Below are 23,482 nucleotides of genomic sequence, written 5' to 3'. Positions count from 1 at the left end.
TGTGGTGGCGGACGGCGATGGCGCGATATGGATGTTCCATGAGCAGTGACGGGGGAGCCGGCCGTACGGCCGACGACACGACGAGTTTTGTTCTGCAACCGCCGAACCCGGTGCAGAACCCGGTGCCGGGAGCGCGGCCCGGTGCGGCGCCCCGGCAGGCGGAAGAGCAGGCGGCCCGGCGAAGCCAGGACCCCGGCCCGGCCCCCGCCGCTCAGGAGCCTGGCACCGGGCGGCTGATCGCCGGCCGGTACCGGCTGCTCGCCAAGCTCGGCCACGGCGGCATGGGCACTGTGTGGCGGGCCAAGGACGAGATGGTGGACCGCGAGGTCGCGGTGAAGGAACCCCGCGTGCCGGACCACCTTCCCGAGCGCGAACGCGCCAACGCCTTCGAGCGGATGCGCCGCGAGGCCCGTGCCGCGGCCCGGCTCGACCATCCCGCCGTGGTCAACGTGTACGACGTCGCGGTGGTGGACGGCCGGCCGTGGATCGTGATGGAGCTGGTGCACGGCCGCTCGCTGGGCGGCGCGCTCCAGGAGGGCACGCTGGACGCCCGGGAGGCGGCGCGGATCGGCCTGGAGGTGCTCGGCGCGCTGGAGGCCGCGCACGCGGCGGGCGTCCTGCACCGGGACGTCAAACCGGACAACGTGCTGCTCGGCCGGTACGGCCGGGTCGTCCTCACGGACTTCGGCATCGCGCAGATCGAGGGCGAGACGAACCTGACCGACACCGGCGGCTTCGTCGGCTCGCCCGAGTACATCGCGCCGGAGCGGGTGCTGGGGCAGCGCCCCGGTCCGGCGAGCGACCTGTGGTCCCTGGGTGTCGTCCTCTACACCGCCACCGAGGGCGTCTCCCCGTTCCGCCGCAGCAACACCCCGGCCACCCTGCAGTCCGTCCTCAACGCCACCCCGGCCGCGCCCGCCGCCGCGCGCGGCCCGCTGGCCGAGGCCGTCAACAGCCTGCTCCAGAAGGAGCCTTCCCGCCGTCCGGCGGCGGCCCAGGTCCGGGTGCTGCTGGAGGCGGCCGCCAACCCGCCGGCGCCGGAGCCCACCCAGCGCGTCACGATCCCCGCGTCGGAAGGCCGCACCCCGCGCCTGGGCCGCAAGGCCTGGCTGGGCGCGGGGGCCGCCGTGGTCGCGGCGGCGGTGGCCGGATACCTCGTCCTCGCCGATCCCTTCGCGGGGCCGCTGCCGGACGGCTGGGCGAAGCGGACCGACGCCGGTCTTGGCGCCACCCTCGCCGTCCCCGCGTCCTACCAGCCCGGCCACCCGGACAAGAACGACTCCGACCGGAGCTGGGTGTCGTACACGGACCCGAGCGGTGCCGTCTCGGTCGTGCTGGACCTGACCCGGAAGTCGGAGGACTCCCTCAACACGATCAAGAGCAACGCGGTGGCCCAGATGCACGCCGACGACGAGAAGTTCAAGAACGAGGGCGAGTACAGCCTCGACATGCCCAAGGGCGCGCGGACTCACCCGGACGACAGCACCGAGTACCACGGCAGACAGGCCGCCACGAACACCGTCGAGTACACGACCGACGACTCGCAGGACCCGCGCCCGCGCGAGCTGCGGATCTTCTACTACCGCACCGGCTCCGGTGACCTGTACCGACTCACCATCGGCTACCCGGGCAAGGGTGACTTCACCGCGCGGGGCCAGGAGGTCGCCAGGGCGGCGATCGCGAACCTGGAGATCAAGAAGCCCTGAGAGACCAAGGGCCGGACTCACCGGCATCCGGACCCGCTTCACAAGGGCGTGGTGCGCACGGTACTCATGTGACATGAGTGGAGACGGCGAACTCCCGCCCGGCGCACGGCTGATCGGTGGACGCTACCGGCTTCTCGCGCGCCTGGGCGCCGGGCCCTCCGGGACCGTGTGGCGGGCCCGGGACGAGCAGGAGCAGCGGGACGTCGCCGTCAAGGAGCCCGTACTGCCCGGGCGTCCGGCCGACGACGAGGAGAGCCGCCGGATCGCGCACCGGCTCCACCGGGAGGCGCGGACCGCCGCCCGGGTACGCCATCCCTCGGCCGTCGTCCTGCACGATGTCGTCCTGGACGACGAACTGCCGTGCGTCGTCATGGAGTTGGTGGAGGGCGAGTCGCTGCGGGAGGTCGTGCGGCGCGGGCCGCTGCCGCCCGCCGAGGCCGCCCGTGTCGGGCTCGCCGTCCTCGGGGCGCTCAGGGCCGCGCACGCCGTGGGGATCGTGCACCGGGACCTCAAGCCCGCCAACGTCCTGATCGAGTCCCGTACCGGACGGGTCGTCGTCACCGACTTCGGGATCGGGGACGGGCCCGCCGCGGACGTCCCCGCCGGGTTCGCCGCCCCGGAGCGGGCCGCGGGGCCCGGCGCCGGGCCCGCCTCCGACCTGTGGTCCCTCGGCGCGCTGCTCGCCACCGCGGTGGAGGGTGGCGACGCAGGCCCACTGCGACCGCTCATGACCCGCCTGCACGCCCCGGACCCGGGCGCGAGGCCGACCGCGGAGGAGGCCGCGGCGGCCCTGGAGGCCTGCGCGGCCATGCCCACCGCCCGCCCGGCGCCCCTGGAGCGACCGCGAACCCCGGCACCCGAGCCGCACCCCTGACCCGAGCCGTACCGCGCCGACGCCACTTCGGCCGTCCCCGCGCCGGAAAAACCCCGCCCGCCATGATCGTCGCTCGACAACGCGCTGATCAGCGCATTTGCTGCCAGTGATCACTGGCGTCATGTGAGCAGTCGGTGAATCCCCGTTACCGACGGGTACCCAAAGCCTCCGCCGCGGCATACCCTGCGCGTCATGACGGACTCGCAGGCCCCGGACATCACCGGTACCAACCCGCTCGCGCCCGCCCCCGAGGGAGTGCGCACCGCCGCCGACGTGGTCACCCCGACGCTGGTGGCCCAGCTCACCAAGGGTGTCGTCGGCTCCGGCCGTACCGCCAACCACACCCCCTTCACCGGCGAGAAGCTGGCCGACCTGCCCGAGTCCACGCCCGAGGACGTGCGCGAGGCCTTCGAGGCCGCCCGCGCCGCCCAGGCCGTATGGGAGAAGACCCCGGTGCGGCAGCGCGCCGCCGTGCTGCTCCGCTTCCACGACCTGGTGCTCGAGCGCCAGGCCGAGGTGCTCGACCTCATCCAGCTCGAGACCGGCAAGGCCCGGCTGCACGCGCACGAGGAGGTGCAGGCCGTCGCCGTCGCGGCCCGCCACTACGGCCGCAAGGCCCCCGGCTACCTGCGGGCCAAGCGGCACACCGGCGCCGTGCCCACCCTGACGAAGGTCACCGAACTGCGGCACCCGCGCGGGGTCGTCGGCCAGATCGCCCCCTGGAACTACCCCCTGGAGCTGTCCGTCGGCGACGCGCTGCCCGCCTTCGCCGCCGGCAACGCGGTCGTCATGAAGCCGGACACCGAGACCTGCCTCACCGCGCTCTGGGCCCGTGACCTGCTCATCGAGGCCGGACTGCCCGAGGGCGTCTTCCAGGTCGTGCTCGGCGAGGGCCCGGTCGTCGGCCCCGAGCTGGTCAAGCACGCCGACTACGTCTCCTTCACCGGCTCCACCCGCACCGGCCGCGAGGTCGCGCAGGGCGCCGCCGCCCGCCTGGTCGGCGTCTCCCTCGAACTCGGCGGCAAGAACGCCATGCTGGTCCTGGAGGACGCCGACATCGAGAAGGCCGCCGCGGGCGCCGTCCGGGCCTGCTTCTCCTCGGCCGGCCAGCTCTGCATCTCCATCGAGCGGCTGTACGTCCACGAGTCCGTCGCCGACGCCTTCCTGGAGCGCTTCGCCGCCCGCACCCGGGCCATGCGGCTCGGCAACTCCCTCGCCTACGGCGCCGACATGGGCTCGCTGGTCGGGGAGCGGCAGCTCAAGACCGTGGAACGGCACGTCCAGGAGGCCGTCGCCAAGGGCGCCGAGGTGGTCGCGGGCGGGGTGGCCCGCCCGGACATCGGCCCGTACTTCTTCGAGCCGACCATCCTCGACGGCGTCGAGGACTCCATGGCCGTCTGCGAGGAGGAGACCTTCGGGCCGGTCGTCTCGCTGTACCGCTTCAAGACCGAGGACGAGGCGGTCGAGCGCGCCAACTCCACGCCGTACGGCCTGAACGCGTCCGTGTGGACGAAGTCCGCCCGGCGCGGCCTGGACGTCGCCTCCCGGCTGCGCACCGGCACCGTCAACGTCAACGAGGGCTACGCGCCCGCCTACGGCAGCGTCCAGTCCCCGATGGGCGGCATGAAGGACTCCGGCCTCGGCCGCCGCCACGGCTCCGAGGGCATCCTCAAGTACACCGAGGCCCAGACGGTGGCCCGGCAGCGGCTGCTGCCGATGGCGCCGTCGCTGGGGATGGACGACGCGCAGTACGCCCAGTTCATGAGCCGCAGCCTCCGCCTGATGAAGGCCTTCCGCCTCCGCTAGCCCACCCCCGGCCCCACAGCCACCAACCCCCGTTCTCGACGAGGAGAGCACGTGTCGCAGGAGAAGTCTGTCCAGACCCGGGACGAGGACGGGTACGACTACGACGTCATCGTGATCGGTTCGGGGTTCGGCGGCTCGGTCTCCGCCCTGCGCCTCACCGAGAAGGGCTACCGGGTGGGCGTGCTGGAGGCCGGCCGCCGCTTCACCCGCGACTCCCTGCCCAGGAACTCCTGGGACCTGAAGAACTACCTCTGGGCCCCGCGGCTCGGCATGTACGGCATCCAGCGCATCCACCTGCTGGGCAATGTGATGGTGCTGGCCGGCGCGGGCGTGGGCGGCGGTTCGCTGAACTACGCCAACACCCTCTACGTACCGCCGAAGGCCTTCTTCGACGACCCCCAGTGGCGCGGCATCACCGACTGGCAGCAGGAGCTGAAGCCGTACTACGACCAGGCGCAGCGCATGCTGGGCGTGCGGCTCAACCCGACCATGACCCCGTCCGACGTGCACCTGAAGGCGGCGGCCGAGCGGATGGGCGTCGGCGACACCTTCCACCTCGCGCCGGTCGGCGTGTTCTTCGGTGACGGCAAGGACGCCGACGGCACGGCGCAGGGCAGGCCCGGCGAGCAGGTGGACGACCCGTACTTCGGCGGCGCCGGGCCCGCCCGCAACGCCTGCACCGAGTGCGGCGAGTGCATGACCGGCTGCCGGCACGGCGCGAAGAACACCCTCAACGAGAACTACCTGTACCTCGCCGAGAGGGCCGGCGCGGTGGTCCACCCGATGACGACGGTGGTGTCCGTCACGGACGACTCGCGCGGCGGGTACGCGATCGCGACGCTGCCGACGGACGAGAAGAAGAAGGGCGAGGGGCGGCTGTTCACCGCGCGGAAGGTCGTGGTCGCGGCCGGTACGTACGGCACCCAGACCCTGCTGCACCGCATGAAGGCGGGCGGCCAGCTGCCTCGGATCTCCGCCCGGCTGGGCGATCTGACCCGCACCAACTCCGAGGCCCTGGTCGGCGCGCAGACCGACAACCGCCGCTACCGCAAGGCGACCGGGGAGCAGCGGGCCGACTTCACGCGCGGGGTCGCCATCACGTCCTCGATCCACCCGGACGACAGCACCCACATCGAACCCGTCCGCTACGGCAAGGGCTCCAACTCGATGGGCGGTCTGTCCATCCTCCAGGTCCCCTACGCCGAGGGTTCCTCGCGCGTCCTGGCCTGGCTGGCCAATGCCGCCCGCCACCCCCTGCTCGTCGCCCGCTCGCTGTCCAACCGGCGCTGGTCGGAGCGGACCATCATCGGGCTGGTGATGCAGTCGCTGGACAACTCGCTGACGACCTATCTCAAGCCCGGCGGGGTCGGCAAGGGCCTGCTCACCGCCCGGCAGGGGCACGGCGCCCCGAACCCCAAGCAGATCAAGGCCGCCTCCGAGGCCGCCACCGTGCTCGCCGAGGAGATCAACGGCTTCCCGGGCAGCAACGTCGGCGAACTCATGGGCACCCCGCTGACCGCGCACTTCCTCGGCGGCTGTCCCATCGGCGACTCCCCGGAGACGGGTGTGATCGACCCCTACCACCGGCTCTACGGCCACTCCGGCATCTCGGTGGTGGACGGCGCCGCCGTCTCCGCCAACCTGGGCGTCAACCCGTCGCTGACGATCACCGCGCAGGCCGAGCGCGCAATGTCGTACTGGCCGAACAAGGGCGAGGAGGATCCGCGCCCCGAGCAGGGAGCGGCGTACGAGCGGCTGAAGCCGGTGGAGCCGCGCGAGCCGGCGGTCCCGGCGGACGCGTTCGGCGCGCTCAGGCTGCCGTTCCTGGGCATCCCGGCGGTACCGCCGAAGAAGTAGCCGGGCCAGAAGACGACGCGGAAGACGACGAGGGACCTGCATCCCCCTCCGAACGCAGGTCCCTCGCCTCTTACCGTCTTCTTGATCCGGCAGCAGGTTTGATCCGTGAGCCCGGTGAATGGTTGCTTCCGGATTCACCGAAATTTGTGTGGCATGGGTCACATGCGACATGGCCCGGGGATCGGGCACGGCGAGGGGCCCCGCGGGACTCGGATCCGGCACGACGAAGGGCCCCGCGGGACTCGAGCCGCGGGGCCCTCTTTTCGCCGGCACCGGCGCAAGGGCGCGCCGGTGCCCGGGAGCGGCGCCGGGGGGTCGCGCCGCCTGCTCTGTGGTCCTGACCTTGTGCTTCCGCCGGCCGGCCCCGGGCGTCCCCGGAGCCGGCCGTTCTCTTGGATGACCGGGCTGCTGTCCCCTGCCGTCCGGTCACTTCTCCGGAGCGAGGTCCCACGGCGTACGGCACGACCCGTACGCCTCATCGCTCCGGTGAGCCACGCGTGGTTCTGTCGGGCCCGCCCCTGGCTGGCACGGACAACGGGTTCAACGAAGCGGCGTGGGGGCCGGTCACGCGCCGTACGGGTGAGACCCGGACCGAACTCAGATACGACCCCGGCACAGCTCCAGCATGGTCATCGCCAGCGCGGTGCCAGGCTTGCCGAGCGCCTCGCGGTAGCGGCCGAGGATCTCCATCTCGCGGGACAGGTTCACCCGCCGGCCGCCGGAGGCGATCCGGGTCTCCTGGACGACGGTGGACACGGCCATCCGCTCCTGGATGAGCCCGATGATCCGGTCGTCGAGCGCGTCGATGCGGGTGCGGGCGTCGTCGATGGTCTGCTCCGCGGTGAGGGTGGTCATGTCGGGGCTCCTCGTGAAGGTGGCTGGTGGAGGCCCCGGAACGGCAGAACCCGGAAAACGACAGGCGCCCCGGGCCTTGTCGGCCCGGGGCGCCTGGTAAGTCGCTTGGCGGTTCGCTCAAGCAGCACGACCATGGCAGCCGGCGGGCCGGGTGCCATAGGTAAAGAGGAAGGTCGAGTGCGCGAACATGCGGCCAGTATGCCACGGTCCCGTCCGGGGGAGGCCCGCCCGCCCACACCGTTAGACTCGTTAGCACAGACCCCGCCCGACCACCAGAAGGCACCCCGTGTCATCAGCGACTTCAACTGCCGCCTCCCCCGACACCGTCCTGGTCGTCGACTTCGGCGCGCAGTACGCCCAGCTCATCGCCCGTCGCGTCCGCGAGGCGCGGGTCTACAGCGAGATCGTGCCGAGCACCATGCCGGTCCAGGAGATGCTCGCCAAGAACCCCGCGGCGATCATCCTCTCCGGCGGCCCCTCGTCCGTGTACGAGGAGCGTGCCCCCCGGCTCGACCGCGCGCTCTTCGAGGCCGGCGTCCCCGTCTTCGGCATGTGCTACGGCTTCCAGCTCATGGCGCAGGTCCTCGGCGGCACCGTCGACAACACCGGTGCCCGTGAGTACGGCCGCACCGACCTGCACGTCTCCAGGTCCGGCTCCACCCTCTTCGAGGGCACCCCGGACGAGCAGCACGTGTGGATGTCGCACGGCGACGCCTGCTCCGCCGCCCCCGAGGGCTTCGCCGTCACCGCGTCCACCGACGTCGTCCCGGTCGCCGCCTTCGAGAACGACGAGAAGAAGCTGTACGGCGTCCAGTACCACCCCGAGGTCATGCACTCCACGCACGGCCAGCAGGTGCTGGAGCACTTCCTGTACCGGGGCGCGGGCCTGACCCCGTCCTGGACCACCGGCAACGTGATCGAGGAGCAGGTCACCGCGATCCGCGAGCAGGTCGGCGACAAGCGCGCCATCTGCGGCCTGTCCGGCGGCGTGGACTCCGCCGTCGCCGCCGCGCTCGTCGCGCGGGCCATCGGTGACCAGCTCACCTGCGTCTACGTCGACCACGGTCTGATGCGCAAGGGCGAGACCGAGCAGGTCGAGAAGGACTTCGTGGCCGCGACCGGCGTCAAGCTGGTCGTCGTGGACGCCGAGGAGCGCTTCCTGACCGCCCTCAAGGGCGTCTCCGACCCGGAGGAAAAGCGCAAGATCATCGGCCGCGAGTTCATCCGCGTCTTCGAGCAGGCTCAGGCCGAGATCATCGCCGACGAGGGCCCGGCCGTGGAGTTCCTGGTCCAGGGCACCCTTTACCCGGACGTGGTCGAGTCCGGCGGCGGCACCGGCACCGCCAACATCAAGTCGCACCACAACGTCGGCGGCCTGCCCGAGGACCTCGAGTTCAAGCTGATCGAGCCGCTGCGCAAGCTGTTCAAGGACGAGGTCCGGATGGTCGGCCAGGAGCTGGGCCTGCCGGAAGAGATTGTGCAGCGCCAGCCCTTCCCGGGCCCCGGCCTCGGTATCCGCATCGTCGGCGAGGTCACCAAGGAGCGCCTCGACCTGCTCCGGGACGCCGACGCCATCGCCCGCGAGGAGCTGACCGCGGCCGGACTGGACCGGGACATCTGGCAGTGCCCGGTGGTCCTGCTCGCGGACGTCCGCAGCGTGGGCGTCCAGGGCGACGGCCGCACCTACGGTCACCCGATCGTGCTGCGCCCGGTCTCCTCCGAGGACGCCATGACCGCCGACTGGTCGCGGCTGCCGTACGACGTCCTCGCCCGCATCTCGACCCGGATCACCAACGAGGTCCGGGACGTCAACCGCGTCGTCCTCGACGTGACCTCCAAGCCGCCGGGCACCATCGAGTGGGAGTGATCCTCTCCCGCTGAGGATCAGGTCCGCCTGAGCGTGCGCACCGGCGCGCCAGGCCGCCAGACCTGGACGACCAGATACGTGTCGTCCTCGACGAAGGTCCGCACGACCTCCGTCAACTCGGTGCGGAAGAGGTGGAACGGCTGCGGCGGTTCCACCTCTTTCACGTACGCGGTGGTCCCGCCCTCCCCGACCTCGTACGCCCGCCCGGCGATCCGCACGTCCCCGCCGCCCATTCCGGTGCCCTCGCCCGGGTTCGCCTGCAGCGCGAAGCGTGGATCGCGGCGCAGATCGAGGGCCTTCAGCGAGCCGGCCATCATGCCCAGCCACAGCTCACCGCCCCGGAAATCGGCCTCCAGGCCCGAGGTGCGCGGGGAGCCGTCCCGGCGCACGGTGGCGAGCACATGGTGACGGAAGGCGCCGAAGCGCTGCTCGGTGATCGCCGCCAGCTCCGGTGCGGCGGTGGTGAAGGCTGCCCAGTTCATGCCGGCCAGTCTCACCGGCAAACCGGACACCTTCTGTCGGATATCCGTGGCGCACCTCATCTTTACCAACCAGCGCTGCCCTTTTGCGCCGACCGGCGGTAACTTCCCGCCCGTACCGCAAACCCCCACGCTGGAGGACCCATGCACGGGCCCACGCCGCCCCCTCCGCTGCCCACCGATCAGCTGAAGTTCGCGATGCCGCCGATGCACGACTCGGTCGAGGACGAACGCCGGCACCGCAAGGAGCGGCTCGCGGGTGCCCTGCGGATCTTCGGGCGCGCCGGACTCGAGGACGGGGTGTCCGGGCACATCACCGCGCGCGACCCGGAGTACAGCGACTGCTTCTGGGTCAATCCGTTCGGGATGCCGTTCAAGCACGTCACGGTCGGCGACCTCGTCCTCGTCAACCAGGAGGGGCAGGTCGTCGAGGGCCGCTATCACGTCAACCAGGCCGCGTTCACCGTGCACGCCCAGGTGCACGCCGCCCGGCCCGACGTCGTCGCCGTCGCGCACTGCCACTCCGTGCACGGCCGGGCCGTCGCCGCGCTCGGTGACCTGATCGACCCCATCACCCAGGAGAGCTGCGCCTTCTACGAGGACCTGGCGCTGTACGACGCCTACACCGGCGTCAACGTCGACGCCGAGGAGGGCCGTCGCATCGCCGGGGTGCTGGGGCCCCGCAAGGCGCTGGTGCTGCGCAACCACGGGCTGCTGACCGTGGGGAACTCGGTCGACGCGGCGGCCTGGTGGTTCCTGTCCCTGGAACGGTCCTGCCAGGTGCAGCTGATGGCCAGGGCGGCCGGCCGGCCGGTCCTGATCGACCACAAGCTGGCCGTGACCACCCGTGAGCAGCTGGGCGGCGACCTGGTGGCCTGGATCAACTACCAGCCCCTGTGGCAGGACATCAGCCGCAGCGAACCCGACCTGCTTGGCTGACCCCGGATGCGCTGGGGGCCGCGTCAACGCGGCGTATCAAAGTTCACCCGCCGTGACCCGGACCGGCGGGCCAGGGCCGCCCGGGGTAGGGCACAATTCGCTTTCGTCGCAGGGGAGTTCGCGGTCGGAAATGCGCACTTTGAGTTGCTTCGGTCGTGTCGAGAGGTCGTGGGGAAGGCGGGCGTCGGGCGTGGCGGTGCAGGAGGCCAGACAGAGCACGGGTGCCGACGGCGCCCATGAGGGCGGCTGTGCGTGCGGGGACTGCCCGCACGGGGCCCGGCGGGGGCACCGGCGGGCCGTCGCGGCGTTCCTGCGCGTCCGGGACGAGTTCGCGGCCGGACAGGGCCTGCCGCCGGCCGTGGCCCACTCGGCCTCCGCCTCCCGCCAGTGGGTCTCCGAGGAGCTGACCCAGCGCGCCGAGGAGGTCGCCGAGCGCGGCCGAGCCGAGGGCCAGGCATGGCTCGCGCGGCTGTGGCTGCGGACGGTGTGCGTGGTGGGCGGCGCCGTCCTCGCCCTGCTGCTCGCCGAGTCGCTCACCGCGATCGGCGCGGGCTGGAGCAGCGCCCGGACCGCCGCCCTGCTCGCCGCCTTCGCCGTCGGGGGCGTGCTGGCCGCCGCCTCCTGGTGGCACCGGGCGCGCGGCGGGGTGCTCGCCCCGCTCATCGGCGAGGACAACCGCATGTCCACCTCCCGCACCGTGGCCGCCGGCTGGATCCTCCTCGTGACCTACGCCGTCCTGCTGCTCGCGGGCCGGCTGGCCGCCGCCTCCGGTCACACCGAGCGCGATGCGCTGCTCACCGGCCTGGACCTCGCGCGCGGCGCGGGCCTGGCGACGGTGCTCGGCGTGCTGTGCGGCATCGCCGTACTGGTCCGCCGGGTCGTCGGCCTGCGCATCCTCGCCCAGCGGCTGCAGAAGGTACCGGCCGACCGGCCGCGCGCGGCCGACCTGCTGACCGACGACTCCGGCCGGGGCGCCTTCGCCGACATCCAGTACGTCGCCGTGAACACCGTCGCCCTGCTGTTCGCCGCCGTCCGGCTGGCCCGCCGCCCCGACCAGCTCCCCGACCTGCCCTGGGGACTCGCGGTCCTGGTGCTGGTCTCCGCCGCGACCTACCTGGCCGGCAAGTACGCGGAGGGCGGCCGCCCGGTGATCCTCTCCGTGGTCCGCGCCCGCGAGCCCGGCGACCTGGACGGCCCGATCCGCACCGGCGACGACATCGAGATCCGCGGCACCGGCTTCGTCCCGCCCGGCGCCCACAGCGCCGACCGCCTCTCCCGCACGGTCGTCCGCATCGGTGCCGTCGACGTCCATGTGCCCCTGGTCCCTGTCACCGGCGGCTTCCGCAACCCCACCGACGCCGTCCTGACCGTCCCGGTACCGGTCGAGGTGGAACCCGGCGCGGTGGAGGTGCAGGTGATCACCGCGGGCGGTACGGCGACCAACCGGTGCGTCGTCCAGATCACCGAGTGAGGGGCGGGTCGAGCGAGGAGCGGACCGGCCGGCCCTCCCTTCGTCCGGTCCGGCCATCCGCTCGAATCCGAAGGTCGGAAGTCGGTAAAAGCGGTGAAAGCGTCCCGCAGAGGATTGAACGGTTCCCGCTTGTCATACGTATCTTCGATTGAGGGGTCCGGCACGGCGGGTGAAAGGCGGCTGGCAGCGATGACTCAGGGTATTCGGACGGACACATACACCTCCGATCTGAACGGCATGCGCGGCTGGCGGGACACGGCCACCCGGTACGCCCTCCTTCCGCTTCGCGTCTTCCTCGGCGTGACCTTCGTCTACGCCGGCCTGAACAAGATCACCGACAGTGCCTTCCTCAAGTCCGGCGGCGCCGGGTCGATCGGCGACACCATGCGCGCCGCCCGCGGCTCCGCCGCCCTTCCGGCCCTCATCGACCTGGCACTCAAGAACCCCGTCGGCTTCGGCTTCGCCATCGCCCTCGGCGAGCTCGCCGTCGGCATCGGCACCCTGCTCGGACTGCTCGGCCGGCTGGCCGCCCTCGGCGGCGCGCTGATCTCGCTCAGCCTGTGGCTGACCGTGAGCTGGGCCTCGACGCCGTACTACTACGGCAACGACCTCGCCTACCTGATGGCCTGGCTGCCCCTCGTCCTCGCCGGAGCGCCGTACCTCTCCCTCGACGCGGCCCTCAGGTCGCGCCGACGAGCCCGGGCGGGCGGCTACCGCTGACCGCCGCGCGCGGCCTGCCGTCTGCGTACGCCCCTGGCCGCCGCCGTGCCGGCGCCGGCCAGGCAGAGGCCGCCCACCACCAGGGGGACGATCAGGAACCACGGGGTGTCCCACAGTCCGGCCGCGTCGCCGGCGTAGACCGCGCCGGCGGCGGCGAGGAAGAGACCGGCGACCAGCTTCCCCGGCTGGAACTCATGACGCAGCATTGCTGACCTCCACCTGTCCGACGCCCACCCGGAGATCCAGCTCGAGCGTGCCGGCCTTCTTTCCGGAGCCGACCGGTGACAGGGTCACCTCCTGATGCCTGCCCGGCTTCACGTCCACGTCCTTCCTGCTGTCACCGGGCAACCGGATGTCGCCCACGCCCACGTCGATGCTCATCTTCACGGTCGTGTCCCGCGGCACGATCACCTTCAGCTGCCCGGCGCCCACCTGCGCGTCGGTGGTCACCGTCCGCCCCTTGCCGGGGTGCACGCGGGTCAGGTCCAGGGTGCCGACACCGGTGCCCACGGAGTAGGCGGGCCGCACGTCCGCCGTCGCGGCCGGTCTCCAGGACGTCCGGTTCCAGTGGGTCGCTATGTCCTTGGGCAGGGCCGTGGCGCCCGCCAGCAGCCCCGCGGTGACGATCGCCAGGAACATCGACCCGGCCCCCGTCCGGCCCAGGAACGCGCTGACCGCGATGCCGAGGCCGAAGGCCACCAGCGCCCAGGCCAGGCCCGTCTGGAGGCTTGTGCCCAGCGGGCGTGTGTCCCAGGTCAGCCCGGTGCCCAGTCCGCCGGCCAGCAGCGCGGACAGGAACACCCAGCCGCCGATCCAGCGCGGGCCGCGCGGTCTCGGCGGCTCCGTCCGCGTCGGCTGTGAGGCGCCGGGGTGGGTCCAGGGGAGGCCGATGCCCAGGTCGACAGGGGCGACGTCCCGGCCGCGGGCGTCGGGAGGGCCCCACAGATACCCGGTGCCGCCGACATGGGTGCCGTCCTTGACGATCGGGTCCCGCCACCAGGAGGCGTGGTGAATGGCGATGACCGGCGGCGCCTTGGCCTCCGGCGGGGCGTCGGCCGCGGCCTGCGCGGCGAGCGGATCGGGGTCGGGGGCACCGCGGTGCCGTGACCAGTACCCGGCGCCGGCCAGCAGCAGGGAGAGCACCACGGCGAAGGCGAGCACCCCGCCGTTCTTCAGCATGGTCAGGAAGATCCCGCAACCGACCAGGGCGAACAGCACGGCGGCCAGCGCCTGCCCGTCGACCCGTCCGGTCAGCAGCTTGCGGACCTCGTTCTCCTCTTCCTCCTCGTACGGCACGAGCAGCCAGGCGAAGCCGTAGAAGATGAGACCGATGCCGCCGGTCGCGGAGAGCACGGCCAGGGTGATCCGGAAGATCACCGGGTCCATGTCGGCCTGCCGTCCGAGCCCCGCGCACACACCCGCGATCACCTTGTGCCGGCGGTCGCGCCGCAAGCGGCCGGGGGCCTCGGCGGTGTCCTGCTCCTCCGCCCTCCGCTCCGTCTTCCGCTCCGCTGTCGTCGTCCGCCCCGCGGTGCCGGCGCCGGTGGCTCCGTCCGCTCCGGTCGCTCCAGTCCCTCCCGTCGCGGCGGGCGCGGCATCCGCCGGCCCGGTGCCCGGGGCCGGGCGCGGGCCGGGACCGGGTCCCGGACCCGTCGCGGCGTGCTCGTGATCCGTCATGTGTCCATGGTGACGGTCCGCCCGCCGCGAGGGCAGTCGGGATGACCCTGGGCGAACCCTGAGATCGGCCCGGAGAGATCGCGGGGAGGCGTTCGGCACGGGCCGGCAGGCCGCCGCGGACCGCCGGCCCGGAGATCAGGGGAGTCTAGGGGGCGGACCCTGATGCTCCGACCCCGCGCCCGTGTGAATATCGATGGCATGCCGGAAGCCGCAGCACTGCCCCTCGACGACCCGCGGCCACCGCGCAAGCTCTACCGCAGCAGCGACGGCCGCTGGCTCGGCGGAGTGGCGCGGGGCCTCGCCGGGCATCTCGGCCTGCCCGTCATCTGGGTCCGGCTCGCCTTCGTCGGCCTGTTCATGGCCAACGGACTGGGTGCGTTGCTGTACGCCGCGTTCTGGTTCTTCGTCCCGCTCGGCGTCGGCGGCGTCGGCGGTCACAAGCCGCCGCTGGTCGGCACCGAGACCTCGCCGGAGGGCCGCCGCAGACTGGTGGCCCGCAAGCCGGACAAGGGGCAGATCGTCGCTCTGCTCCTCATGGTCATCGTGTCCATGGTCTTCGTGGGCAGCGTCAACCTGACCAACGGGGCCAAGGCGTATCTGCTGCCCGCCGTGCTGGTCGCGGCCGGTGTCGCCCTCGTCTGGCGCCAGGCGGACAACGCCCGGCGGGCCCGCTGGGTCGAGGTCGGCAGCCGCCGGCGCACGCTCACCCTGCTCCGCGCGGGCGTCGGGGTCCTGCTGGTCACCGCCGGCGTCTCCGCCATCTTCGTCATGCAGGGCTCGGCCGCCCACCTCGGCGCGGTCCTCCAGGCCGCGCTCGCCGTCCTCGTCGGCATCACCCTGCTCGCCGGCCCCTATCTGGTCCGGATGACCCAGGACCTGTCCGAGGAACGCCTGATGCGTATCCGCGCCCAGGAACGGGCCGAAGTCGCCGCCCACGTCCACGACTCCGTGCTGCACACCCTCACCCTGATCCAGCGCAACGCCGACAACGCCGGCGAGGTGCGCCGCCTGGCCCGGGCCCAGGAACGCGACCTGCGCACCTGGCTGTACAAGCCCGAGGGCACCGGCAAGGACGAGGCGGACGAGCCCGACACGGTCGCCGAGGCGGTGCGGCGCAGCGCCGCCGAGGTGGAGGACAAGCACGGCGTGCCTATCGAGGTGGTCGTGGTCGGCGACTGCCCGCTCGACGAACGTACCGGGGCGCAGATGCAGGCCGCGCGCGAGGCGATGGTCAACGCCGCCAAGTACGGTGGCGAGGGCGGTGCGGTGCAGGTCTACGCCGAGGTCGAGGGGAGGACGGTGTTCGTGTCGGTCCGCGACCGCGGCCCGGGTTTCGACCTCGACTCGATACCCGCCGACCGCATGGGTGTCAGAGAATCGATCATCGGCCGCATGGAGCGCAACGGCGGCACGGCCCGGCTGCGGGCGGTGCCGGGCGGCGGCACGGAGGTCGAACTGGAGATGGAGAGGGCGGAGAAGACGTCATGAGCGACGCGACCGAGGCGAACGGTACGGCGGGAGCGGCGGAGCCGGCCGGGTCCGGCCCGGCCGGGAAGCGGCATGTGCGCGTGGTGCTCGTGGACGACCACCGTATGTTCCGCACCGGCGTGCAGGCCGAGATCGGGCAGACCGCGGAGACCGGGGTCGAGGTGGTCGGCGAGGCCGCCGACGTCGACCAGGCGGTCTCGGTCATCGCCGCGACCCGGCCCGAGGTGGTCCTGCTCGACGTCCACCTGCCGGGCGGTGGCGGCGTCGAAGTGCTGCGCCGGTGCGCCGCGTTGATGGCGGACGCCGAGCGGCCCGTCCGCTTCCTCGCACTGTCCGTCTCCGACGCCGCGGAGGACGTGATCGGCGTGATCCGCGGCGGCGCCCGCGGTTACGTCACCAAGACCATCACCGGCACCGATCTGGTCGACTCGGTCTTCCGGGTGCAGGAGGGCGACGCCGTCTTCTCGCCGCGCCTGGCCGGGTTCGTCCTGGACGCCTTCGCCTCCACCGACGCCCCGCCGGTCGACGAGGACCTGGACCGCCTCACCCAGCGCGAACGGGAGGTGCTGCGCCTGATCGCCCGCGGCTACGCCTACAAGGAGATCGCCAAGCAGCTCTTCATCTCGGTCAAGACGGTCGAGTCCCATGTCTCCGCGGTTCTGCGCAAGCTCCAGCTCTCCAACCGCCACGAGCTGACCCGCTGGGCCACGGCACGTCGGCTGGTCTGACCCGCCGCGACGCCCTCACCCCACCCGGGTCGCCCCCGCGAACGGCATCTCGTCGACGGGGGCCACCCGGACCGGTGCCGACGGATTCGGGGCGTGGATCATCCGGCCGTTGCCGATGTAGATGCCGACATGGCTGATGCCGGAGTAGAAGAAGACCAGGTCGCCGGGTTGGAGCTGGGACCGCGGCACCCGCCGGCCCGCGTTGATCTGGGCGTAGGTGGTGCGGGGCAGGGAGACGCCCGCGGAGCGGTAGGCGGCCTGCACCAGCCCCGAGCAGTCGAAGGCGCTGGGCCCCGTAGCGCCCCACACATAGGGGCTGCCGAGCTTCTGGTAGGCGTAGGCGACGGCCGCGGCCGCACGGGGGCCGGCGGCGGACCCCGCTTGCTCCAGCGCCGCCCGGGTGTCCGAGGCGGAGCGCGAGGCGTGCCCGGCGGCGGTGCCGTCGCCGGCGATCCGTGACCGCTCCGGGGGAGTGAGCCGGGCCAGCAGCCTGCGCGCCTCCCCGAGCTTCGCGGTGACGGTCTGCTTGTGCCGTCGTACCTCCGCCTGCCGCGACCGCAGTGACTTCAGCTCGACGCGGGCGGCGCCGCGCAACTGCTCGACCTGGCGGAGCTGTTCCCGCACCCGGGCCACCGTCCCGGCCTGCCGGTCGCTCGCCCGCTCCGCGAACGCGGCTCCGTCCAGGTACCGGTCCGGGGCACTGGACAGCGCCAGCTGCCAGGAGGGGTCGATGGCACCGTCGCGGTACTGCGCCGCCGCCAGCGAACCGAGCGCGTCACGTGCCGTGTTGAGCTTCTGCTGCCTGCGGGCGGCCTCGTCCCGCAGCGAGTTCAGCCGCCGTTGGGCCGCGTCCGCCCGCTCCCTCGACCCGTTGTACTTCTCGGTGGCGCTCTCCGCCTCCTGGTACAGCTTGTCGACCTTGGCCTTCACCTGGGCCGGCGTCAGCTGCGGTTCGGCGTTCCCCGTGCCCTCGAAGGCCGTCGCGGTGGCCGCGCCCGCCAGGGCGAGGGTGACGGCCGTGCGGGCCGTGTTGCCGCCGAGCGAGCGCTGTCGGGGCTTGCGGTGGGCTGCCACCTGGACCGTCACGTCCTTCCATGGGACCTCTGCTGCCGAGCGGTAGGGGCGTCCGGCGGCGGCCCGCACAGGGGAACGGGCCGCCGCCGGACCTTTCTCGGCGGAGGTGGCCGGCGGCCGCCCCTGGCCCGGGCGGCGGTGGGAAGCCGGTCACCTGGGGGAGGACGCTAGGCCGGACTGTGACAGGTTGGTAACGCACTGTACGGAAGTGGCCGAGACGGACCGGGATGTGAGCCTCTGTGATCGCATTGCCGGGCCATGGCTGCCGCCTTCACGCTGCGTAGTGACCGAAGCGTGCGTTGAGGGGCCCGCGGGGGTCGTGTGGTGCTATGCGGCGCATATATGCAAGATCCGGCTGGGGGCGGCGCCGTGGGGCGGGCCCGGTGACCGGCCGTCCGGGACACCCTCATAGGCTCCTGGGTCATGGACGTACTCATCCATCTCCTCGTCGGCCTGCACATCATCGGTATCGCCGCGCTGCTCGGCGGTTTCCTCACCCAGATGAAGGCGATGGGCCAGGGCACGGCCCGGTTCGTCCCCGGGATGCTGCACGGCGCGTTCACCATGCTGGTCACCGGCGTGGCCCTCGTCGGGCTCAACGAAGCCGACGGCCACCACGTCAACACCTTCAAGATCGGTGTGAAACTGGCCCTGCTGATCGTCATCCTCGGACTGGTCTACGTCCAGCGCGACGAGGAGAAGGTGGACAAGCGCGTCTTCGGGCTCGTCGGAGCGCTGACCATGGCGAACATCTTCATCGCCGTGCTGTGGACCTGAGGCTCAGCGCGCCCTGACGAGGCCGGCGCGGGCCGCGAGCACCGCGCCGGCCGCGACCGCCAGCCACACCGCCACGGCCAGCCACACCAGTGCCTGGCCCGGACCCCGCAGCCATCCGATGGTCAGGACCGCCGCGACCGACAGGGTCGACGCCGCCGTCATACCCAGCGGGAACACCGTCGACCAGCGCCGCACGTCGAAGCGCAGCCGCGGCCGGGCCACCTCGGCGGCCAGCAGGACCACGCAGCACGCCAGGTCCAGCACCAGCAGCGTGACCGTGACATCACGCAGCACGCCCCGGTCGTCGTCGTTCCACAGGTACAGCCGCGCACTGTCGGCGGCGAGCAGTTTCGCCCCGGCCAGCGCCGAGATGGCGAGCGCCCCGCCCGCGATCCAGTGGTCTCCGGCACCCTCCAGCACCTGACGCGGATCGAAGCGCGCCAGCGCCAGGCCGTAGAAGACCAGGCCCAGCCAGAACAGCACCAGTGCGGCGCGCGCGAGCCATGCCGTCGTCTCCGCCGCGGCCAGGGTGGCCGCCAGCACTGCCAGCCCCTGTGTGGCCACACAACACAGGAACACCGCCCCCGGCATGCGCCGTCCCCAGTGCCGTACGACGAGAAGCAGCAGCAACGGCCACAGCAGAACCGCCAGTGCCAGGGCGGCCTCGGCCAGGCTCTGCCGGCCGAGCAGCGAGAACCGGGTGCCGACCACCGTCGTGGCGGCGACCGCGGAGAGCGCGCCGGGGCTCTTCGCCTCGGCCAGCCAACGCGGCCGCTGCGTCACCAGCCGTACGGCGAAGTCGGCGGCGAGCGCCAGCCAGGCGAGGCAGGCCAGCCACAGGAAGACGAGCGACACCGTCTCGGGACCGGTCAGATGCAGGCCCACCGACACGATGCCGCTCGCCATGACGGCGGCCCCCGCCGCCGACGGACGCCCCGCCCACCACGTACGCAGACCAGTGAAGCCGGGTATGGACATGCGCCCGATGCTAGGGAGCGGCGGCGCCGGCGCTCGCGGGGCACACGCGCGTGGAGCCCGAAAAGAGCACCGTCAGGCCGGCCGCACCACCCGGTGAACGACCGACTCGCCCGCCAGGTGGACCGGCTCCTCGCGCACATACGCACCGGGGCGCGGGGCATGGATCATCGTCCCGGCTCCCGTGCACAGGCCCACATGGCTGCTGTCGTCGTGGAAGAAGACCAGGTCACCCGGGCGCGCCTCGGCGAGCGGGATCGCGGTGCCCATGCCGGCCTGGTCACGCGCGGCACGCGGCAGGGTGACGCCGGCGGCCTTCCAGGCGGCCTGGGTGAGGCCGGAGCAGTCGTAGGAGCCGGGCCCGCTGGCACCTGAGACGTACGGCTTGCCGATCTGGGCGCGGGCGAAGGCGATCGCCTTCTCGGCCTTGGTGACAGGGGCCGGCGGGGCGATGGGCGGCACGCTCACCGGCCGCGCCGCGGACCGCGGCCGCTCCGGGGCCCGGGCCGGGACCGAAGAGGGAGCCGGGGCCGAGTGCGGGGCCCCGGCCGAGGGCGGAGCCGCGACCGAGGCCAGAGCCGGGGCCGACGTCAGCACCGGGTCCGGGGCAAGGAGCGAAGCCGGATCCGCGACCGGGACCGGAGCCGGAGCCGGAGCCTGATCCGGAACCGGAGCCGTCAGCCGGGACAGCAGCTCGCGCGCGGTGGCGAGCTTGTGCTGGACGGCCGCCTTGGCCGTCTTCACGTCGTACTGTGCGGCGGCCGGCGCCTCGGGGGCCCTGGGAGCCTTCCCGCGCCCGGCCGCGCCCTTCACCCGGGAGGCCAGCCGGTTCATCAGCCGGCTCTGGGCGAAGTGGTCATCCGGGTACTCCGCGAGCAGTGAGCCGGCCGTCTCGGGAGCGGCGGCGAACGGGGCCAGCCCCTCGCGGGCCTTCGTGAACAGGCCCGGACGCCGGACGGCCTCCGCGCGCGGGGCCTCGGCGCGAGCCCGCTGCACGGCCGCGGGCTCCTCCTCCGGGTCCGCTCTGCGGTACAGCTCGTCGATCTTCTTCTCGACCTCCTCCACGCTCGGCCTGCCATCGCCCGCGGAGGAGGCGGAGGCCGAAGCGGCCCCGGCCGTCTGGGACAGGACGGCCACGGAGGTGAGGGCGGCGGTGGCCAGGACGGGGGTGCGGATGCCCGTCCCGCGGGTCCCCGGGGGACCCGGCTTGCGGTGCGACGCCAAGGGTGGCGACTCCTTCCAACGTGCCGCCTACCGGGTTAGCTGTCGGGTTCGGGCGGGTGGTTCGGAAGGGTTGCCCTACGGCGTCGTCCCGGGCGGGAGTCGGCCGATTCACCCCGGGATCGGTGGGTCCCCGGCTCCGGTCGCCGCGAAGGGGCGCACCGGACTCGGCGGAGGCCGCGCGGCCCGGCGAGGTTCGCCGGTAGGGGTCGTGCGGCCTGACGGCAACCTAGCCAACTCGTGTGACTCCTGTGAAGGTTGCTGTGCCATATGTCCGATACATTTCCGTGACCCGGGGCCGGTTTCATACGGGCGTGACAAGGCGCTTCCGCAGTGTGAGGAGTTCGGCCGCAGCCGTGGCGCGATGGCCGACGTGCCGCTGCCGTGTCCTGTCGCGGACCTCACGGGTGCCGACTTTCCGGTGCCGGGACCGGTTGTCGGTGCGGCCCCCTAAACTCGTAGAGCGATGAGCAGCCTCTTTGACGACAGCTTCCTGGCGGACCTCCAGGCCCCTCGCGGGCACGCGGAGGAGCCCCCGCCGCCGCCCGAGGACGATCACGCTCCGGAGCCCCTTCCGGACGATCTGTTCGGCGGGAAGTTCGACGTGCCGCCGGACCGGGACACCCACTACCGCGACGGCGCCCCGCGTCCCGTGATCGACCCGGACGCGCTGCTGCGGGGGCTGAACGACAACCAGCGCGCCGCGGTGGTCCACGCCGGCTCGCCGCTGCTCATCGTGGCCGGCGCGGGCTCCGGGAAGACCCGCGTGCTCACCCACCGCATCGCCCACCTCCTCGCCGCGCGGAACGTGCACCCGGGCCAGATCCTCGCGATCACCTTCACCAACAAGGCCGCGGGCGAGATGAAGGAGCGGGTCGAGCAGCTCGTCGGCCCGCGCGCCGGCGCGATGTGGGTGATGACCTTCCACAGCGCGTGCGTGCGCATCCTGCGGCGCGAGTCCAAGAGGCTCGGTTTCACGTCGTCCTTCTCGATCTACGACGCCGCCGACTCCAAGCGCCTGATGGCCCTGGTCTGCCGCGACCTCGACCTCGACCTCGACCCCAAGCGCTTCCCGCCGAAGTCCTTCAGCGCCAAGATCAGCAACCTGAAGAACGAGCTGATCGACGAGGAGGACTTCGCCGCCCAGGCCACCGACGGCTTCGAGAAGACCCTCGCCCAGGCCTACGCGCTCTACCAGTCACGGCTGCGCGAGGCCAACGCGCTGGACTTCGACGACCTGATCATGACGACGGTCAACCTGCTGCGCGCCTTCCCGGACGTCGCCGAGCACTACCGCCGCCGGTTCCGGCACGTCATGGTCGACGAGTACCAGGACACCAACCACGCCCAGTACGCCCTCGTACGGGAACTGGTGGGCACCGGGAGGCACGACGAGGACGTACCGCCCGGCGAGCCCGACCTGCCGCCCGCCGAACTCTGCGTGGTGGGTGACGCGGACCAGTCGATCTACGCCTTCCGGGGTGCGACGATCCGCAACATCCTCCAGTTCGAGGAGGACTACCCGAACGCGACGACGATCCTGCTGGAGCAGAACTACCGCTCCACGCAGACCATCCTGTCCGCCGCCAACGCGGTCATCGAGCGCAACGAGTCCCGCCGCCCGAAGAACCTGTGGACCAACGCCGGCCAGGGCGCGCGGATCACCGGCTACGTCGCCGACACCGAGCACGACGAGGCCCAGTTCGTCGCCGACGAGATAGACCGTCTCACCGACGCGCGCGAGGCGAAGGCCGGAGACGTCGCCGTCTTCTACCGCACCAACGCCCAGTCCCGAGTCTTCGAAGAGGTCTTCATCCGCGTCGGCCTGCCCTACAAGGTCGTCGGCGGTGTCCGCTTCTACGAGCGCAAGGAAGTCCGGGACGTCCTCGCCTACCTGCGTGTCCTCGCCAACCCCGAGGACTCGGTGCCGCTGCGCCGGATCCTCAACGTGCCCAAGCGCGGCATCGGCGAGCGTGCCGAGGCGATGATCGACGCCCTGTCCCAGCGCGAGAAGATCAGCTTCCCGCAGGCGCTCAAGCGCGTGGACGAGGCCTACGGCATGGCCGCGCGCTCCACCAACGCGGTCAAGCGGTTCAACACGCTGATGGAGGACCTGCGGACCATCGTGGAGTCCGGCGCCGGACCGGCGACCGTGCTGGAGGCCATACTCGAACGCACGGGCTACCTGGCCGAGTTGCAGAACTCCACCGACCCCCAGGACGAGACACGCATCGAGAACCTTCAGGAACTCGCGGCCGTGGCCCTGGAGTTCGAGCAGGAGCGCGCGGAGGGCGAGGCGGGCACGCTCGCCGACTTCCTGGAGCAGGTCGCGCTGGTCGCCGACTCCGACCAGATCCCGGACGAGGAGGACGGCGACGGCGTCATCACCCTGATGACCCTGCACACCGCCAAGGGCCTGGAGTTCCCGGTCGTCTTCCTGACCGGCATGGAGGACGGCGTCTTCCCGCACATGCGCGCTCTCGGCCAGACCAAGGAGCTGGAGGAGGAACGGCGCCTGGCGTACGTGGGCATCACTCGCGCGCGGGAGCGGCTGTACCTCACGCGGTCCGCGATGCGCAGCGCCTGGGGCCAGCCGTCGTACAACCCGCCCTCGCGCTTCCTGGAGGAGATCCCGGCCACCCACCTGGAGTGGAAGCGGACCGGAGCGGTGGCGCCGGTGTCCTCCGGGCCCGCCGCCGGGGTGGCGGCGTCGCTGTCCTCCTCCCGCTCCCGCTCCGCGGCGTCGGGCGCGTCCGGGTTCGCCACCCGGCGCTCGGCCGAGAAGCCGGTGGTCGCACTGGCCGTCGGGGACCGGGTCACGCACGATCAGTTCGGTCTCGGCACGGTCGTCGCGGTCAAGGGCACCGGCGGCAACGCCGAGGCGACGATCGACTTCGGGGACACCAAGCCGAAGCGGCTGCTGCTGCGGTACGCGCCCGTCGAGAAGCTCTAGACGCAGCTCTGGACG

General features: G+C 72.4%; 19 protein-coding genes and 1 riboswitch. Of the genes, 12 read left to right on the top strand and 7 right to left on the bottom strand.

Annotated elements, in window-relative coordinates; genetic code table 11:
* Positions 1 to 38: 38 nt before the first annotated feature.
* The 4 genes from AB0924_RS13355 to AB0924_RS13340 all read left to right on the top strand — a co-directional run bounded on the left by AB0924_RS13355 (position 39) and on the right by AB0924_RS13340 (position 6,243).
* On the top strand, positions 39 to 1,706 hold the full coding sequence (locus AB0924_RS13355; protein ID WP_358935361.1) for a serine/threonine-protein kinase: 1,668 nt from the start codon (positions 39 to 41) through the stop codon (positions 1,704 to 1,706).
* 73 nt (positions 1,707 to 1,779) lie between these two features.
* On the top strand, positions 1,780 to 2,580 hold the full coding sequence (locus tag AB0924_RS13350; RefSeq protein ID WP_366911432.1) for a serine/threonine-protein kinase: 801 nt from the start codon (positions 1,780 to 1,782) through the stop codon (positions 2,578 to 2,580).
* Between the two features lie 192 nt (positions 2,581 to 2,772).
* A complete protein-coding gene (locus AB0924_RS13345; protein ID WP_358935357.1) occupies positions 2,773 to 4,386 on the top strand; it encodes a succinic semialdehyde dehydrogenase in 1,614 nt (537 codons plus the stop codon).
* Between the two features lie 51 nt (positions 4,387 to 4,437).
* Entirely contained in the window at positions 4,438 to 6,243 is a 1,806-nt protein-coding gene (locus AB0924_RS13340; RefSeq protein ID WP_366911431.1) for a GMC family oxidoreductase, read from the top strand.
* A gap of 597 nt (positions 6,244 to 6,840) precedes the next feature.
* On the opposite strand, the gene AB0924_RS13335 is transcribed toward AB0924_RS13340, so the two are convergent.
* Positions 6,841 to 7,098, bottom strand: a complete 258-nt coding sequence (locus AB0924_RS13335) for a chorismate mutase (RefSeq protein WP_199211648.1) — start codon at positions 7,096 to 7,098, stop codon at positions 6,841 to 6,843.
* Between the two features lie 286 nt (positions 7,099 to 7,384).
* Here AB0924_RS13335 and guaA point away from each other — a divergent pair, with 286 nt between their 5' ends.
* Entirely contained in the window at positions 7,385 to 8,965 is a 1,581-nt protein-coding gene (gene guaA, locus AB0924_RS13330; RefSeq protein ID WP_366911430.1) for a glutamine-hydrolyzing GMP synthase, read from the top strand.
* 17 nt (positions 8,966 to 8,982) lie between these two features.
* On the opposite strand, the gene AB0924_RS13325 is transcribed toward guaA, so the two are convergent.
* Positions 8,983 to 9,447, bottom strand: coding sequence for a pyridoxamine 5'-phosphate oxidase family protein (locus tag AB0924_RS13325; RefSeq protein WP_358935350.1), 465 nt, complete (start codon positions 9,445 to 9,447; stop codon positions 8,983 to 8,985).
* Positions 9,448 to 9,588: 141 nt separating this feature from the next.
* Between AB0924_RS13325 and AB0924_RS13320 the strand changes: the two genes are divergently transcribed.
* From AB0924_RS13320 to AB0924_RS13310, 3 genes are all read left to right on the top strand, one after another.
* The gene (locus AB0924_RS13320; RefSeq protein WP_358935348.1) at positions 9,589 to 10,383 is read left to right on the top strand and encodes a class II aldolase/adducin family protein; all 795 of its coding nucleotides are present in this window, start codon (positions 9,589 to 9,591) and stop codon (positions 10,381 to 10,383) included.
* 190 nt (positions 10,384 to 10,573) lie between these two features.
* Positions 10,574 to 11,854 carry a hypothetical protein gene (locus AB0924_RS13315; protein WP_358935346.1) on the top strand — a complete coding sequence of 427 codons (1,281 nt, stop codon included), beginning with the start codon at positions 10,574 to 10,576 and terminating at the stop codon, positions 11,852 to 11,854.
* Positions 11,855 to 12,043: 189 nt separating this feature from the next.
* Positions 12,044 to 12,574, top strand: coding sequence for a TQO small subunit DoxD (locus AB0924_RS13310; protein WP_358935344.1), 531 nt, complete (start codon positions 12,044 to 12,046; stop codon positions 12,572 to 12,574).
* On the opposite strand, the gene AB0924_RS13305 is transcribed toward AB0924_RS13310, so the two are convergent.
* A complete protein-coding gene (locus AB0924_RS13305) occupies positions 12,565 to 12,780 on the bottom strand; it encodes a hypothetical protein (protein WP_358935342.1) in 216 nt (71 codons plus the stop codon). The genes AB0924_RS13310 and AB0924_RS13305 overlap by 10 nt on opposite strands.
* Positions 12,767 to 14,251, bottom strand: coding sequence for a PspC domain-containing protein (locus AB0924_RS13300; protein WP_358935340.1), 1,485 nt, complete (start codon positions 14,249 to 14,251; stop codon positions 12,767 to 12,769). The genes AB0924_RS13305 and AB0924_RS13300 overlap by 14 nt, the downstream gene beginning before the upstream one ends.
* A 198-nt stretch (positions 14,252 to 14,449) precedes the next feature.
* Between AB0924_RS13300 and AB0924_RS13295 the strand changes: the two genes are divergently transcribed.
* Both AB0924_RS13295 and AB0924_RS13290 read left to right on the top strand, forming a co-directional pair.
* Entirely contained in the window at positions 14,450 to 15,739 is a 1,290-nt protein-coding gene (locus AB0924_RS13295) for a PspC domain-containing protein (protein ID WP_358935338.1), read from the top strand.
* On the top strand, positions 15,736 to 16,467 hold the full coding sequence (locus tag AB0924_RS13290) for a response regulator transcription factor (RefSeq protein ID WP_358935336.1): 732 nt from the start codon (positions 15,736 to 15,738) through the stop codon (positions 16,465 to 16,467). Before AB0924_RS13295 ends, AB0924_RS13290 begins: the two co-directional genes overlap by 4 nt.
* Before the next feature lie 15 nt (positions 16,468 to 16,482).
* On the opposite strand, the gene AB0924_RS13285 is transcribed toward AB0924_RS13290, so the two are convergent.
* Positions 16,483 to 17,541 (bottom strand): NlpC/P60 family protein, encoded by a 1,059-nt coding sequence (locus tag AB0924_RS13285; RefSeq protein WP_358935496.1) that lies wholly within the window; start codon positions 17,539 to 17,541, stop codon positions 16,483 to 16,485.
* Between the two features lie 423 nt (positions 17,542 to 17,964).
* On the opposite strand from AB0924_RS13285, the gene AB0924_RS13280 reads away from it, so the two are divergent.
* Positions 17,965 to 18,318, top strand: coding sequence for a hypothetical protein (locus AB0924_RS13280; RefSeq protein WP_358935334.1), 354 nt, complete (start codon positions 17,965 to 17,967; stop codon positions 18,316 to 18,318).
* 3 nt (positions 18,319 to 18,321) lie between these two features.
* On the opposite strand, the gene AB0924_RS13275 is transcribed toward AB0924_RS13280, so the two are convergent.
* Both AB0924_RS13275 and AB0924_RS13270 read right to left on the bottom strand, forming a co-directional pair.
* Complete coding sequence (locus tag AB0924_RS13275) at positions 18,322 to 19,296, bottom strand: tellurite resistance/C4-dicarboxylate transporter family protein (RefSeq protein ID WP_366911429.1); 975 nt, start codon at positions 19,294 to 19,296, stop codon at positions 18,322 to 18,324.
* Between the two features lie 72 nt (positions 19,297 to 19,368).
* On the bottom strand, positions 19,369 to 20,517 hold the full coding sequence (locus AB0924_RS13270) for a C40 family peptidase (protein WP_366911428.1): 1,149 nt from the start codon (positions 20,515 to 20,517) through the stop codon (positions 19,369 to 19,371).
* Between the two features lie 7 nt (positions 20,518 to 20,524).
* Positions 20,525 to 20,683, bottom strand: a riboswitch (cyclic di-AMP (ydaO/yuaA leader).
* Between the two features lie 297 nt (positions 20,684 to 20,980).
* Here AB0924_RS13270 and pcrA point away from each other — a divergent pair.
* Positions 20,981 to 23,467, top strand: coding sequence for a DNA helicase PcrA (pcrA, locus tag AB0924_RS13265; protein ID WP_366911427.1), 2,487 nt, complete (start codon positions 20,981 to 20,983; stop codon positions 23,465 to 23,467).
* The last annotated feature ends 15 nt before the right edge of the window (positions 23,468 to 23,482 follow it).

This window comes from Streptomyces sp. NPDC047869 (assembly GCF_040704065.1).
Lineage (GTDB): Bacteria > Actinomycetota > Actinomycetes > Streptomycetales > Streptomycetaceae > Streptomyces.
Note: the sequence above shows the minus strand (reverse complement) of the source record. Positions and strands in the feature narration are given on the sequence as shown.